The organism is Hyphomicrobiales bacterium, assembly GCA_016125495.1.
Classification (GTDB): Bacteria; Pseudomonadota; Alphaproteobacteria; order Rhizobiales; family RI-29; genus RI-29.
Window position 1 is genome coordinate 128136 of sequence record WGLQ01000015.1, and the last position, 14392, is coordinate 142527.

Annotated in this window: 13 protein-coding genes; 1 reads left to right on the forward strand and 12 read right to left on the reverse strand. The window is 66.7% G+C overall.

Annotation, left to right across the window (positions count from 1 at the left end; translation table 11 throughout):
* Positions 1-53: 53 nt before the first annotated feature.
* The 6 genes from GC150_12865 to GC150_12890 form a co-directional block, all read right to left on the reverse strand.
* The gene (locus GC150_12865; protein ID MBI1385793.1) at positions 54-2942 is read right to left on the reverse strand and encodes a DUF1565 domain-containing protein; all 2889 of its coding nucleotides are present in this window, start codon (positions 2940-2942) and stop codon (positions 54-56) included.
* Positions 2943-3191: 249 nt separating this feature from the next.
* The gene (locus GC150_12870; protein ID MBI1385794.1) at positions 3192-3395 is read right to left on the reverse strand and encodes a hypothetical protein; all 204 of its coding nucleotides are present in this window, start codon (positions 3393-3395) and stop codon (positions 3192-3194) included.
* Positions 3396-3539: 144 nt separating this feature from the next.
* Positions 3540-3875 (reverse strand): hypothetical protein, encoded by a 336-nt coding sequence (locus GC150_12875; protein ID MBI1385795.1) that lies wholly within the window; start codon positions 3873-3875, stop codon positions 3540-3542.
* An 87-nt stretch (positions 3876-3962) separates the two neighbouring features.
* Positions 3963-4556 (reverse strand): hypothetical protein, encoded by a 594-nt coding sequence (locus GC150_12880; protein MBI1385796.1) that lies wholly within the window; start codon positions 4554-4556, stop codon positions 3963-3965.
* 90 nt (positions 4557-4646) lie between these two features.
* The gene (locus GC150_12885) at positions 4647-5219 is read right to left on the reverse strand and encodes a hypothetical protein (protein MBI1385797.1); all 573 of its coding nucleotides are present in this window, start codon (positions 5217-5219) and stop codon (positions 4647-4649) included.
* Between the two features lie 66 nt (positions 5220-5285).
* Positions 5286-6323: a hypothetical protein gene (locus tag GC150_12890; protein MBI1385798.1), complete on the reverse strand. Its 1038-nt coding sequence runs from the start codon at positions 6321-6323 to the stop codon at positions 5286-5288.
* A 338-nt stretch (positions 6324-6661) separates the two neighbouring features.
* Between GC150_12890 and GC150_12895 the strand changes: the two genes are divergently transcribed.
* Positions 6662-7600 (forward strand): helix-turn-helix domain-containing protein, encoded by a 939-nt coding sequence (locus GC150_12895; protein ID MBI1385799.1) that lies wholly within the window; start codon positions 6662-6664, stop codon positions 7598-7600.
* Between the two features lie 17 nt (positions 7601-7617).
* On the opposite strand, the gene GC150_12900 is transcribed toward GC150_12895, so the two are convergent.
* From GC150_12900 to GC150_12925, 6 genes are all read right to left on the reverse strand, one after another.
* Positions 7618-8541 carry a hypothetical protein gene (locus tag GC150_12900; GenBank protein MBI1385800.1) on the reverse strand — a complete coding sequence of 308 codons (924 nt, stop codon included), beginning with the start codon at positions 8539-8541 and terminating at the stop codon, positions 7618-7620.
* A 74-nt stretch (positions 8542-8615) separates the two neighbouring features.
* Positions 8616-11312 (reverse strand): fimbria/pilus outer membrane usher protein, encoded by a 2697-nt coding sequence (locus GC150_12905; protein MBI1385801.1) that lies wholly within the window; start codon positions 11310-11312, stop codon positions 8616-8618.
* Between the two features lie 142 nt (positions 11313-11454).
* The gene (locus GC150_12910; protein MBI1385802.1) at positions 11455-12216 is read right to left on the reverse strand and encodes a fimbria/pilus periplasmic chaperone; all 762 of its coding nucleotides are present in this window, start codon (positions 12214-12216) and stop codon (positions 11455-11457) included.
* Positions 12217-12309: 93 nt separating this feature from the next.
* Entirely contained in the window at positions 12310-12846 is a 537-nt protein-coding gene (locus GC150_12915) for a hypothetical protein (protein MBI1385803.1), read from the reverse strand.
* Positions 12847-13019: 173 nt separating this feature from the next.
* Positions 13020-13604: a hypothetical protein gene (locus GC150_12920; protein MBI1385804.1), complete on the reverse strand. Its 585-nt coding sequence runs from the start codon at positions 13602-13604 to the stop codon at positions 13020-13022.
* 81 nt (positions 13605-13685) lie between these two features.
* On the reverse strand, positions 13686-14354 hold the full coding sequence (locus GC150_12925; GenBank protein ID MBI1385805.1) for a hypothetical protein: 669 nt from the start codon (positions 14352-14354) through the stop codon (positions 13686-13688).
* Positions 14355-14392 lie beyond the last annotated feature (38 nt).

Below are 14392 nucleotides of genomic sequence, written 5' to 3' on the forward strand. Positions count from 1 at the left end.
GGTGGGCCGGGAGTGCGACCCGACGGCCCCCTCGAGGCTCACCAGATGGACTCCTACGGCACCTCGAACGGCCCGAGGTCGACCCGCCCGGAGCGCGCCCTGCCGCTGCGATCGGTCGGGGCGTCGGGTTGGAGCCTTCCCGCATCGAGGAATGGCGCTCCGGGAGCCGGGGTCAGGTTGGCGGGATCGCGATCGAGGCCGGCCGGAAACCGCCGGAACCAGTCCGCCGAGAAATCGGCCCGCACCCTCTCGGACGAATTCGGCTCGCGCCCGACGATCCGGCCGGCGGAGTAGAAATTTCCTTCATAGACGTTGTCCGCGACGGTCGGATCGACCTCCATGAGCAGAGCGTCCGGATTGGCCGCGACCTTGCCGTCGGCGATCGAGACTGCGAGGACGATATTGTTGATGAAGTGATTGCGTGTCGAGCCGGCAACGAATTGAACACCGTGACGGCCGGTCGTGATGAACAGGTTGTGCAAGATGCGGTTGTCGCTCGAACCGAGCTTCGGGTTTTCGGTCTCCTGCCAGAAGCTGACGTTGTGCCGTGCCTGGGGGCCGAAGATATTGTTGCGGATGAGGCTGCGGCGAACGCTCGTAAAGTTCGCGCCGGGTCCCGAGCCGTGGTGAAAGAAATTGTTTTCGACGAGGAAGTAATCGCTCGCCCCCCGTCCACCCTCGCCTTCGCCGGCATAGGCGCCGCACCTGGGATCATCGAAGGCGATACCCTCCCCGGCGCAGGTCGAAGCGGGATCCGCGTTGATCTGGAAGTCGCTCGAATGGTTCGCAAAGGTCTCGTTGCCGCGCACGATGTTCCAGTCGCCGCCGTTCGAGATGTAGAGGCCGTGACCGTCGCCCTTCCTCGCGCCATGGGCAACGAGACGCTCCCAGACTGCCCAATCGGACTGGGCGGAAAAGAACGGGTCGCGCTCCTGGTCGTGACCGATGCAGTCGAGGACCGCGTTGCCGCGCGAATGACCACTCGCATCGTAGGAAAGGCCCACCATGCGCACGCCGAAGTTGCCGCCGATGAACTCGAAGCCATCGACCGCGACATGGTCCGCCCCTTCGAGGTTGATGCAGGTTTGGCGCTTGCCCACCGCGCAGTCCATGACGACGCCAATCGAGCCGTCCTCGTTGCGCTCGCCGAAGAGGACGACAGGCTCGTCGTAGGTGCCGCTCTCCTCCCTGGAGAGATCGAGCCCACCCAGGTAGCGGCCGGGAAGGAAACGAATCATGGTGCCGGGGCGCACTGCCGATACCGCGTCTCGGGGCGCCATCGGACTCGCCCGGGTCGCGCCGTCGCCAACGCCCGTCGGGCTGACGTAGACGGTCCGCGATGGTCGCCAGGACGGGTCCGTGTAATGGCGGTTGAAGCGCTCGGGAAAGCCGAAGAACATCGCACCGCGGGCGACGGCGGCGCCGGCTTTCCCATCCCCGGCGGGGGCGGGCGCGGCAAGTCCGGGCGCATCAGGTGCTGGCGCGGCCGATGCGGGCGCGGCCGGAACCGCCCCCAGCGGCGCGCCGGCCATCGCGAATGCTCCCTTGCCGGCAGCCGGGCTCCCCGGGCGCAGCCGATAATCTTCCTCTTGCGGAGAGACGAACAAGGGATCGGCGGACGCGATATTGCCCTCGCCGAACGATATCCTGACGCTGGCGTCCTCATAGCGCGTGTCGACCATCGAATGGTTCACCACGACCTCGATCCGATCACACCCCGAGCCGCACGAGACCGCGAAGTCGGCGCCTGGCGCGTTGCCCCAGAAGATCGCATTGGTGAACGTGTGGCTGTCCGGCGCGTAGGTCTCGTAGTTGGCGATGAGGACGCCGATGCTCGGCTCCGCGCAGGATGGATCGAGGGCGAACACGTTCGTGACGTGATCGAAGCGCGCGACGGTCGGGCCCGAGCCCTCCGGCCCGCCGTCGACCAGAACATTGCCGCCGCAGTTGCCGGCGTAGACCTCGCCCGAGGCATGGCAGGTCGCGCCGTCGTCACAAAAGAAGCCGCCGCCCGAATTGCCCGCCCGGTTGCCGCGATAGACATTGCCCGTGAGCGTTGCGGTGGTCGGCTGGTTGCCGGGCCTGTAAGCACCGATGTAGAGGCCGCCGCCCCACTGCGTGACGCGGTTTTCGAGGAATGTATTCCCCTTGATCTCGAGCGTGTTGCCGAAGAGGTAGAGGCCGCCGCCGTGCGCGCTGTCGGGCTCGGTGCCGGCGTTGCCTTCGATGAGGTTGCCCTCGATCAGGACCCGGTTCTCGTTGAGGGGATCGTTGAGGAAGCCCGCCCCGCCGCGGCCACAGGAGTTTCGGCGGATGGTATTGCCACCGATCGTGCCCGTGACGTTGACGAGCGCGAACCCGGCACCGGCGAGCGTCTGGTCCGTGCAGGTGTTCCCGTGGATGTGGTTGTTGGTGAGATCGAAGCGCTGGGACTCCCAGTGGTCGCGGACAATCGCCTGCGAATAGCCGGTGATCTCGAAGCCGTCGATGGCAACGCGTTCATCGCCCTTGGGGCCGGGGTCCTCGATCCGCACGAAGGAGCCACCTCCCGCCCCTTTCGCTCGGCTCACGTGGACGGCGGAATCGCGGACATCGAAGCGGCTGCCCGACTTGAAGCCGCCTGCCAGGACGAACGGCTTTGCCCCCGGCCGCAGCGCCTCGGCGTAGGTGCCTTCGGCAACGCAGATTACGGCACCCGGCGCGGCGGCGGCTATGGCGGCGGCGATCGTGCGGAACGGGCGTTCGATGGAGCCTTTCCCGTCGCGCGCCGTCGCGGCATCGACGAAAACCGTGCAAGCGGGGACCTCGGTCGCACGAGCGAGAGGGACCTGCTCAGATGCCCTGGCATCGGGCATGGATTGGCCTGGGGCGACCACAAGGAACAAACCCAAGAGACAGCCGGTCAGGCCCATCCTCGCAGCCACGGTCCGAACTGGTCTCAACGGTATCTCCTCGACCGGAGCAACGCTCGCGGATCAATCGGCGTGTTGATCCGGTTTGGTCTGCTTGTTCCCCGCATGTGTCCGATTGTGCGTCCGCAACGCCGGATCGCGATCGCCGCTCGTTTTGTGTCTCGCCACTTCACGAGCCATCATCGGCCAGAGCCGGCGGATTTTCCTCAAGAACTCGAGAAGCTCGAAGACATTGAACCCGCGTCCCATCGGCATGGTCCGGTTTCCCTTTGCGACCGCTCAGGCGGGCGGTGGAACGATTTCAGTCGCGGTGTGTTCTGCCGCGACGGCCTGCTGGCGGTTCATCAGCCCGAGACACTCATCGGGGTTGTCGCCAGTCCGATCATCGCAGGCGAGTACGATCATCTCGGCGCCCGCGGGTAGGGCGCAAGCGAGAACGAATGCCGCCGTCGCAACGCAGAGCACATTGGTCCGGGCAGTCATCGCAGAAGCCCCGTGTCGTCGAACTTTCGCTCCTTGCTTCGTGCAAGTGCTGCCGATTCGCGCCAAGAAACCAATCTCCACCCCGGTCTGGGACGCCGGCGATCGTACCGCCAGAATGGGGGACACCGACCTTATGCGCCTCGCTCACGGGTCGCACCAGGCCTGCATCGAGGAGATCCTGTCATTCCAGGCGGCTCCGACGTAGGGATTCCCTGCTCCACTCACGCCGCCGAATGTCCGCGAGGCGCCCTGGAAATCCCGATGCTCCCACACCTTGAGATAGCAGTAGACTTCACAGATCACGGTGGAAATCTTGTCGTTCCATTTGCCGCCGACGTAGGAATAGCTCTTGCCGGCATCGATGATCCAGTTCGCGCCACGCCCGTTGATGTGCTCGGCGACGAGGCAACCGTCCCGATCTTTCCACCATTGCGCTTGGGCCGCACCGACCGAGGTGACGGCGGTTGCTGCTGCGGCCATCAGAACGGCAGCGAGAGAGCATAAGTGGGGTGGTGTTCGCCGCAAGGAATAGACTCCTTCTCGCTTCGCGCCGATGCAACGGTACCGCTACCTGCAGGTGATGAACTCGAATCCGTCGCAGTCCGGGTTGAGGCATTTTCGTCCACCAACGATGACGCGAGTGTTGCCGACATCCTCGAGCTTGCGGAAGTCCACCGCCTCGCTGTGTCCCTTGTGTCTGCAATAGGCATCGGCCGCCGGCTTGCCGCACTGCTCACCCCACCTCTTGCACCAGTCGAGATAATAGGCGCCGAGCTGCGGATACGCGAACCTGATGCCGGTCGGGGCGGCTGACTTCGAGGTCTTGATGCAGGTTATGTGGACGAAGGATGCACAGCCACGGTGCTTGCAGATCGTCCCGTCGCCCATATAGACGGTGGCCTGACCCTGCTCGACCGGGTTCTGCCACTTGGGATATGAGACCGCATCGCCTTCTCCCATGAGGGCACAGAACTTCTGTGCCGCTGGAAAGCCGCAGGCAACCCCCTCGAGGATGCAATAGCTCACATAGTTGCCCTGCCAGACGGGATCCTCGAATTTCACGGTTTCCGCCGCAGTTGCGGCTCCGCCTAGTAGCAGGCCAGCAATGGCCGCGACCACCGCACTCGAGACCACCGCCGCGCAACACCTCGTGGCTGCCATGGCGACCTCGTTCATCATTCGACCGAGGACTGAAAAAGAAGGCTGCTGAATAGGGAGACGCCCCTCGTGTGCGGATGATCGGGTTTGTCGTCAGTCGAGCCTGCAGGTCGGCGGCGACGTGGTTTCAATCGCGATGCGCCCGCCCGTTTGTCCGCTGCCGTCGAGATAGCCCTCGCTGCTTTCGACGTAAGTCCGCTTCAGGAAGACGAATGGCTCCGCCACAGCGCCGCCGATCAGCACCTCGACGCTCAACGTCACCTCGGCCGGCGCGAGCGCGACCGTGGGCTGGCAGGCCAGGAGGCCGAGGATGTCGTCGACCTCGCCCGGCGTGCGCTTGCCGGCGATACAGGTCTCGAGGGCTCCCTTCTCGGGCATCAACACCCTGGCGGCCCCGAAAGCGCGGATGCCGGTCTGCTTGGCTTTCTGTCCGTCGACCTCGACCTCGGCATCCTCCCTGCTCGCCGGCAGCGAGACCTCGCCGAAGGAGGCCGCGATCGCGAGGGTGCCATTCGCCCCGCCCTCGTAGGTGAGGGTCATGGGTGAGGGCGTGGCGGTTTCACGCACCTCACAGGAGATCGCAATGCTCTCGGCGATCGCGGCAGGTGTAACGGCGCCCAGCGCGAGGGCGGTCGAGACTGCCGCGATGGGCAAGCGGTGGAACATGGGGCAGGTCTCGCGTCGGTCGAAGGGAGCGCCCCGCCCGGCTGGCGGGGCGCCGTGGTGCGCGGGTCAGTTGCGCTGCACGTTCTGTTGCAGCACGCCGGGGTTGTTGGCGTTGAAGTTGCCCGGTGGCGTGTAGCGGCAGACGACATACTTGCGGTTGCCGCACTGGGCGATGCCGCAGCCGAGGGTCGTTGTCGCCCGCCAGACGACCTGGGTGAAGTGGCGGACCTCCCTGCTGCGGTCGCTGTCGCCGGCGTTGTAGGAGGCGATCGGATTGTTCCAGTCGTAGAACCTCACCTCGTTGTACCACCACTCGGTCGCAGCCGAGCCGTTGGCGTTCGAGCCCCAGTAGAGGTTCTCGCCGAAGCCATTGAAGTCGGCGTGCGAGAAGCTGCAGCGGTTGGCCCAGGCCTGGGCTTGCGCGGCAAGGCTCGCCGACCAGGTGAGTGGAGGCGAACGGTGCTGGGCCCGCCTGGCGTTGTGCAGCCGCAGCGTCTCGGCCCATTCACCGGGAACTCCGCCGCCGCCACCACCACCGGTCGTGCCGCCGCCCTGGGATCCGGCAACCCGCTGCAGGCAGGATTGCAGGCGCCGCTGGCATTCCGCTGCTGCAAGACCGATGTTCGTCACGCCGAAGTGGGCAATGCCGAACGTATGGCACTGGCCGAATGCGGCATTGCAGGCGCCGGGAGACGTCGCGTTGGCAAAGAAATTGTCGAGGACCACGTTGATGGGAGTACCACCGCCACCGCCCGTACCGCCGCCACCCGAGCTGGCTGCCTTGACGCCCGACGAGCAGCAATTGTTCCGGCGCGGTGCCGGCACCCGGTTCTTCAGATAGCACCTGGCCTTCGGCCCTTGAACGCCCGGCTTGACCATGGTCCAGGCCACACACCGCCGGTTGCCCGCACAGAGGCCCTGGCACTCGGCCTCGAAGGTGAGGAACGAATTCTGCCTGAACTCCAGCTCGATCGGCGGGCCGAGGTCGTTACCGGGGCGGTCGGTGTTGGTTTCCACCCCGCCTTGCGCCATGGCAATGCTGGCGGTCGCCGCCAGCCCGAGGAATCCCGCAACCACCAGTCGCAGCGCATGGCGAACGCGCATCTCGCTTCACCTCCCGGGGCAGGCAGGTCCGCTCGACACGGCCTCCTGATGCAAAGTCGAAGAGCGTGGCGCTTTCGATGCCGGCAACGGCAGAACACCCTGCCCGACCGTCGATCGATGAGCGAAACGTCCGCACACCCTCACATTTCCTTCGCGATTGCTCTTGGTCGGATGCGCCCCGAGGCTCTCGGGTCGAGTTCGCAATTTGCGCGCTCGGGGGCGGGCGAGGGTCGTTGCCCAACCGTCCAGTTCCCAGACGAATTGAACTGCTGTAACGTCATCCGACTTTCGAAAGTCGTCCGTCGCGGGTTTCACCTTGGGAACGACCGGTAAGCGGCATGGCGGTGAATCCGGATCCTTTGAAGCAGTGGCGCGAGCTGATCGGACGCCGGCTCTTGAACCTCGATTTTTCACCGGCGAACGATGCACCATTCCGCTCACGCCTCGACCCACTGGTCGAAGGGGGCGGCGTGCAGGTCGTCGGCATGACCTTCACCCCAGGGGTCACGATCCGCAACCGGGAACTCATCCGCGACGGTCGAGACGATTACGCCCTCACGATCTCGCGGGCGTGCCGCATCGAGGCCAACCAGTACGGGCGCTGGACGCGGATCGGACCCGGCGAGGCGACGCTGTTCCACGCCACCGAACCCGGAACCTTCGGTGCCGGCAAGACACATGGCTATGCGGCCATTCTCATTCCGGCTGACCACCTTGCTTCGCGCATCCGTGGGCTCGACGACATTGCCGCAACACGGATCGCCCATACGAACGAGGCGCTCGTCCTGCTCAGGGCCTACGTGCGCACACTCGCAAGCGCCACGCTCACCAGCGCGGATGTCAGGGCGGCGGCCGTCGCGCATGTGCTTGATCTGACCGAACTGGTGCTGAGCCGCGAGACCGGACGCTCAGCGGAAGAGAAAGCCGCCTGCGTCCACGAAGTCCGGCTCCAGATCGCGCTCGATTTCATCGCGCGGAGATTTCGCGACCCCAGCCTGTGCGTGCCGGTCGTGGCGGCCAGCCAGGGGATTTCGGTCCGCTACCTGCAGAAGCTCTTCGAGCGTTCGGGGCTGCGGTTCACCGAGCATGTCAACGCGCTTCGACTGGCGGAGGCTCATCGCCTGCTCACCGCGACCGACGCCGGCGAACGATCGATCATCGAGGTCGCCATGGCGTCCGGCTTTTCCGACGTCTCGCACTTCAACCGCCTCTTTCGCCGGCGCTACGATGCAACACCTGGCGCGTTGAAAAGCCAAGCCGCGCGGTCCGCCCCCTGACTGGCTGGGGAACGATTTCAGGGTCCGGGATCGACCGCGACGGTCAGCACGCCGGAATAGGCACCGGCGAGGATGGGATTGCCGGCCATCAGGTTGACATCGACGACGACCGAACCGCCCGATGTGGCGGCGGAGGACTGGCCGGCCGAGGTCGCAGTCTCGTCGCCACTGTCACCTTCGGTCTCCAGAACGACGTTCGCGCCATCGAAGCTCGCCTCGGCGCGGAAATTTATGAAATTGTCGAACCCGGCAACCGGAGCACCGGAAGGCGAGCGGCGGAGTGCATCGGCAGTCAGCGTGATGCTTGCCGGGCTGGTGCAGCGAACGCCTGAAAAGCCCGACGAGAGCACCGCGCCGGTGTTCGCCAGGCCGTTGCTGATCGCAGACGAGAAATCGAGGGTCGCGACGTCGGGCGGCGGCAGATCGCATGCGGCCGCGACGGTCGCCGTCGCAACGAAGGGAGCCTGGGCCCGCACCGCCGCGTCGCTCGCGGTGTTGCCCTCGTAGATGTAGACCTCGTTGATCCCGGCATCCTCGTAGAGGCCAGCCGGCAGGAAGGGGTTGAGGGCCGCTTCGATGCGCACGAAGACCGTGACGGACGCCTGCCCGTTGCCAGGGACCGTGAAGCTCAGCGGCGAGGCGCTCAGCGCACGATAGGAGAGCGTATCGGCCCCTTTTTTCATCTCTTTGACGGGATTGGCGACGGCCGGGGCCTCCCGGATGAGAGCGCTGACGTTGCAGCTTCCGGGGCCGCTGTTGGAAATGAAAATGGTTCTGTTCGCGGAGTTGAGGTCGGATCCGAGTAGGGGATTGAAGGACCCGGCGTCGATCGTCACCGTACCGCCGACGATGCCGAGGTCGTTGCACCCGGCGCGGGCCTCGCCAGCGACGGTCGCGATGAATAATCCAGCAAGAGCGAGAGCGCCCATCGTTCTTGTCATGATCCGTGCCCGCATCCGACACCCCCTCTCGCCTCGTTCCATGATCCCGGGCCTCGCCCCTGCCCTGGTCGACATCATCCGGACGGCTCCAGGGTGCCGGCGCGGTGGAGGCCGTCGGTGCCCTCCGGGATGTCCAGGACGAACCGGGTCGGTGCTCCCTCTGTCGCCATCTCGATCACCCAGCGACCAGGGGCGAGGCCGTCGGCGCCGAACTTGCCGGAGCGGTTCGTGAATATGGTGACCTCGCGGCCGGGGGCAGCCTCGGAACGGGCGATGCCCGTCAGCAACGCGATCGGCTCACCGTCGCGACCGATGAGCGTGCCATAGGCGGAGACCGAATAGCTCGAGCCGACCTCGAGTGAATAGCCTCCGCGATAAGGAGCTTTAAGGTCGAACACGCTGGTGCCGAGGCTGTAGCCCAGCGGCAGGTCGTCGACATCGTAGGGGAGCGACGTCGAGGTGTAGGCCGGCACCGACGGGACGACGGCTGGCCCGAGGCCGTCGGCGATGGCGATGACGTCGTCGTGCGCACCGATGATGACGCGGCGGTCGGCGATCGTCTCGTGCGGGGAGACGAGGGCGAAGGCCTGCGATCGGATCGGTGCGCCTTTGCCGACGACACCGTCGGCAAAGGCGATCGAGGTGCCGACGCGCAACGTCGTGCGCTGGTCGGACGGGGTGACGTCGAAGTCGTCGTAGCCGACGCCGTCGAAGGCGGTCGTGTGGGCAAGGCGCGCCTCGAAGCGATTGCCGCGATAGCCGACCGCCCCGCCGACGGACGCGCGCTCGTCGCCCTGGTCGTGCTGGACGTCGACGCTGGTGTCCCAGCTTCCGACCCCGCGTCCGAAGGTGCTGGAGGCCGACAAGTTGCTGCGCTCGTTGAGCGTGTCATAGCTCGCCGAGACGCGCGTGCTCGTCGTACCCTCGGGCCGCCAGGAAAAGCGGACAGCGGCGCGCACCTCGCTGTCTTGCTCCTCGGGCAGACCGTCGTGCGAATAGGCCTCGTTCGACCAGCCGACGAGCACGCTGCCCTGGAGGCTGCGGGTGACGGGAGCGGAAAGCGTCAGTTCGGCGCCGTAGCGGTCGCCGGTGCGGCGGCCCGGTGTGACGGCCCGCTCGTCGTCGACGAACTGGTAGCGCCCGGAGAGGCTGGCGGTGATGCCATGGTCGAGGGGCATGGTGTAGCTGGCCGCGAGGCGGAGCCAATAGTCGTGCGTCGGCGCGATGATGCCGCCGGCGGTCTCGACGAATTCGCCCGGGGCGCGAAACTCCTCGCTGCGGTATTCGGCGGAGACGCGCAGCGTCTCGCGGTTGCCGGTGATGCCGGTCACGTTCGCGAGGTCCCAGTTGACGTCGACGGCGACGCCGGTGCCGATATCGGAATTGCTGACGGCGCCGTGCAGGCCGAAAAAGCCGAAGCCCGTCTGCATGAGGAGGCCGAGGCCGCCCATCACGGTGTCCTCGTCACCCTGGGCATGGATTTCGCCGGTCACCTCGTCGGTAAGGCCGAGGCGATAGTAGCCGCTCGCGAAAATCTCCCCATCACGATATGTCACCTCGTTGTCGCGATAGTAGCTCGGCAGGCCCGCCGAGAGCGACCACACCGAGATGCCGGGCGCCAGGAGCTGGGCGTCGAAGAACGTCTTGAAGGCCAGCGTGCGGCTTTCGCCGGTGTCGTCGGTGATGACCAGTTCGACCTCGTTGGCGCCGGTGCGCAAAGGCAAATCGGAAAGGTCGTAATTGCCGGGGCGCAGCCGCAACTGGCGAACGACGGCGCCGTTGATCAGCACGTCCACCTCGCTCGGACGTTCGATGCGGAACGAAGAGGAGCCCGTCGGCTGGATATTCTCTCCGGGGCGCAGCTTGGCCGGTGACTTCTCGACGGAGAGGCCGAGCACGTCGACTGACCGCTGAAACCTCGTGACGAACGTCGTCGTGTCGCCCGCCTGGAAGCGCAGCATCTCGTCGGTCATGTCGTAGACGAGACGCGTGCCCCGACGCTTGAAGCCCTGGAAGTGGCCGCCGGTGCAGATCGAGCCGGGCGGGCAAATGTCCGAATCGTCCTCGCCCTCGTAGGTGAACTCGCTCTCCAAGACAACGCCGCCGAGGCGTGTCACGGCCTCGACGTCGAAGCGGGGGCCGGTGAGACCATCCTCGCCCCGCTCGACGTCCCAGAGATAGTCGGCGCCGGCCGAGAGATTGAGGTAGCCGGACCAGAGCGCGGGGCGCTCGAGGTTGGCGCTGGTCGGAATGCGGCGGCGGGAAAAGTCGACGGCTCCGGCCGGGCGCTGATCGACGGTCGGGGCGATGACGAGTTCGAGTGCGCCTGGATCGAAACGCACGTCGAGGCCGGCGGACGCGAAAGCGGCGAGGCGGACATGGCCACCGGCGTCGGGCAGGGCCTCCACGAGCGCGACGGTCTGCGGCGTCACGACGTCGGCGATGGCGGCCAGGACGGCAGCCTTCGGGACTTCGACGCTGTCGTCAGCGTTGAGTTTCGCCACCACCTCGCCGAGCACGCCGCCTCCCTCCTCGCGGAAGGGAACGGGAAGCGCGATGACGCGCCCGGTTGGATTGAGCCGCCCGGCCGCGAGGTCCTCGGCGGTGGTCCGGCTCGCGGCGAGGGCACGCCCCGGGAGAAGATCGGCGGCGAGCACGCCCGCCACGAGCGCCGCGATGCCGGGTGCCGCGAGCGCCAGGGCAGGCGATCGCCCCCGGCACCCGCAAGGGCGGGCGCTGGCCGTCCCCGATTTCTTTCCCGCCTTGCTCACCCTCGTCTCCCCGTATTCCCGCTACGCGCGACCCGCGCCTGGCCGGTCACCTACACACTCGAGTTCCGTCACGACGGCGCGTGCGGCGCCTTTCAAATTCCTCCGTCGAGCGAGCCCCTTCGCGGCGCTGCGCCTGGTGGGCTCAGCGTTTGGCGGGCGCGAGGCTCGCCGTAACATTCCGGACCCCCGCCGGCAGTTCGACCGGAATGGTGAAGGTTCGCTTGCGACCGGGCTGGACGAGGCCGATGCCAACCTTTTCACGCAGGAAGCCTGGCGAGAGCGTCTCGCTCCAGGAGCCGGCGGTGAGCGTCAGAACGCCCTCCGTCATGAGGCCGTGCACGTTGGAGGCGTTGGCGACCGTGACGGTCGGGTGGCGCTTGCCGGACTTGGTCGTCACGCCCGTGCCGACGATGGAAAGATCGGGCGCGCCTTGTGGCGGGGCGACGTTGATGACGACGCCAAAGCTCATGACGATCTGGATGGCGCTCTTTCCCTCCGGCAGTTTCACCGGAAGCTGATTGACACTCATCATGTAGCTCTCGCTCTCTGAAAGGATCGGCTCGCCGACCCACTGGATGCGGAAGGCCTGGGTGGCGCCCGGCGCGATCAGCGCCTGCGGCGGGAAGACGAGGAAATTATCTCCGTCCCTGACCGCCTTGCGCCCGCCGCTCTCGTCCATGACGAAGCGCTCGAGGGCGATCTCGACGGGCAGGGGAGCCTGCGACGTGTTGGTCACCTTGATCTGCGCGCGCGCCTTGGAGCCGGCCGAGCTCATCTCGATGTGGATGGGCGTCACGCTCATGGCGTGTGCGACGGGAGCGGCAGCGAGGAGCACCACGGCGGCAAGCGCCAGGCTGGCGGCGGCGGCACGGACGGCGAGGCGAATATTCCGGATCGACTGCATCGGGCTTGCCCTATTGGGGCGGCGGAGCGCCGGACGAGGGAACAGCGGCGTTCGCCGCCGGCCCGCGAACGGACCGGCGACGGTCGGGGGGCGTTATTGGGGGACGATCGCGAAGGTGATGGTGTCCGCATACGCGCCTGCCAGCAGCGGGTTCGTGTTCGCCGTGACCGTCACGTCGACGGTCACATTGCTCGCCGTGAATGCGCTGGCCTGGGCGGTGGGCGCGCCGGTGTTGTCGACGGGCGTGCCGGGGGTATTCGCCGTCAGGCTCGGCTGCGCCTGGAGATTGGTGGTGGTGGCCGTGTACGAGATGGAGTTGTCGAAGCCAGCGACCGGCGCGAGACCGGACGTCAGCGCGCCATTGGCTGATGACAGCGAGGCGTTGGAGGCGGCGTTGCAGATGATCGTGCCGAGTGTCACGCTGGTCGAACCGCCTGCCAGATCCGCCGTGCTACCGGTGCCGGTCGTGCCAAGGTTTAGCGGCAGGGTGGCTGCGCTCGCCACACCACCGATGGTGCAGAACGCATCGACGGTCGCGCTCACGTCGATGTCCTGGTCGGCCGCGAAGGCGGCGCCGGAGTAGGCCGTCATGAGTGCCGCCGCAGCGGTCCCGATCAGAAGCTTCTTCATTGCTCTCTCCTCGAGTTGGTCTTCGTCGCCAGCGGCACTTTCCCCCGTGCCGTCAGGGTTTGGCTCTATGGCCAAGCTCGCGTCCCGCTCCGCCTCCCGGCCGCTCGAGACAAAACTCTCCCGTTCCCTCCGGGCGTGCCGGAAGGCCTTCTTCTCCGCGCATGCGAAGCCCGCTATTGCGGCGTCACTGAAACCGTCAGGGTGTCGGCGTAGTCGCCGGCCGTCACGATCTCCGTCGGCGTGCTCACGATGGTGAGGCTGACACTGAGGTTACCCGTGAACGCTCCCGTCGAGGCGTCGGACGCGCTCGCGCCCGAGGTGCCGTTTGTGTTCAGCGTCGTGAAGATGCCGGCCGGCCCGTTGAGGGTCGCCGTGTAGTTGATCAGGTCGCGGAAGGCCGCCGCGCTGCCCGGATCGATGGTGGTGATCGGCACCGTGGTGTCCTTCAAGCCGCCGTTCGTCGTGGTCAATGTCGCGTCGGCCGCCTTGTTGCACGTGGTCTGGAGGGTAATGATGAAGTTGGCGGGGTTGATCTGGCCGAGCGCGTTCACCGGACTGTCGATGGTGAAGGAGGCAGACGAGGTCGTGATCGGCCCCGCCGTCATGTTGCCCGTCACCACGAGAGACGCGTTCGTGTACGTGCAGAACCCGTCGACAGTCGCCGACACATCGATGTCCTGGTCGGCGGCTAGCGCGACATAAGCCCCGACGCCCGCCATCGACGCCAGGATCGCGCCGCTCACCAAGGCTTTCCTCATCGCCCGATCCCCCTGCCTCGCCATAGTCGTTCCCTTCCTTCGCGTGCCCGGCCGGCTACCAACGCGCCGTCAGGCTCAACCTCAATTCGTCACCCGGCTCGAGGAGCGGCTCGACCGGCGCAGACCTCGCCTCCGCCCCGCCCGCCCCTTGCGCAAGGAGCCCATGCGGCACAGTTTCATGGGTTCTCGCCCCGCCGAGCCCCATGCGGGCGTCCTCGAAGCGGGCACGCTCCATACTCCCCGCGAGCGCACCCTGGGTCCGCCCCTTGGCGACTTCGGCGGTGGCGAGAACTCGCGCGACGACGCGCGCATCGCGGCCAGCGGCCACACGATTTCACTCTCGAGATCGCCGGCACCGGCCTCAGCGAGCGCCGGTCGCCAGGAGGCTCCCCGCCAGACCTCGCGCACCCGCACCAGGGAAAGCGCGCCCGGAACGTTGCAGACGACCGTGACGCCGGCAAACAGCCGGCCCTCGAGGAAGCGCCCATCGTCCAGTTCACCGGTAAGGATCGGGCCGAGGCCGTCCACCGCGCGCACGGCGCAGAGGGAGGGAATCCTGGCGCCGACATGGAGCGAATAGTCGCGACCGCCTCCTGCCTCGGCGGGTACCGCACTCACCGCGAGCGCCAGGACGAGAACGAACGCCGCGACCGGTCCTCTCTCACCCGCCGGCGCTCCCGGGATCGGGGCACGTCCCCTTCCAAGGACCTCGGCACACGGTGCCAGCAGCGATTTAATTTCTCTACTCATGAAGAGACTCTTAGACCAGCAAATGCTGGAATGGAGCC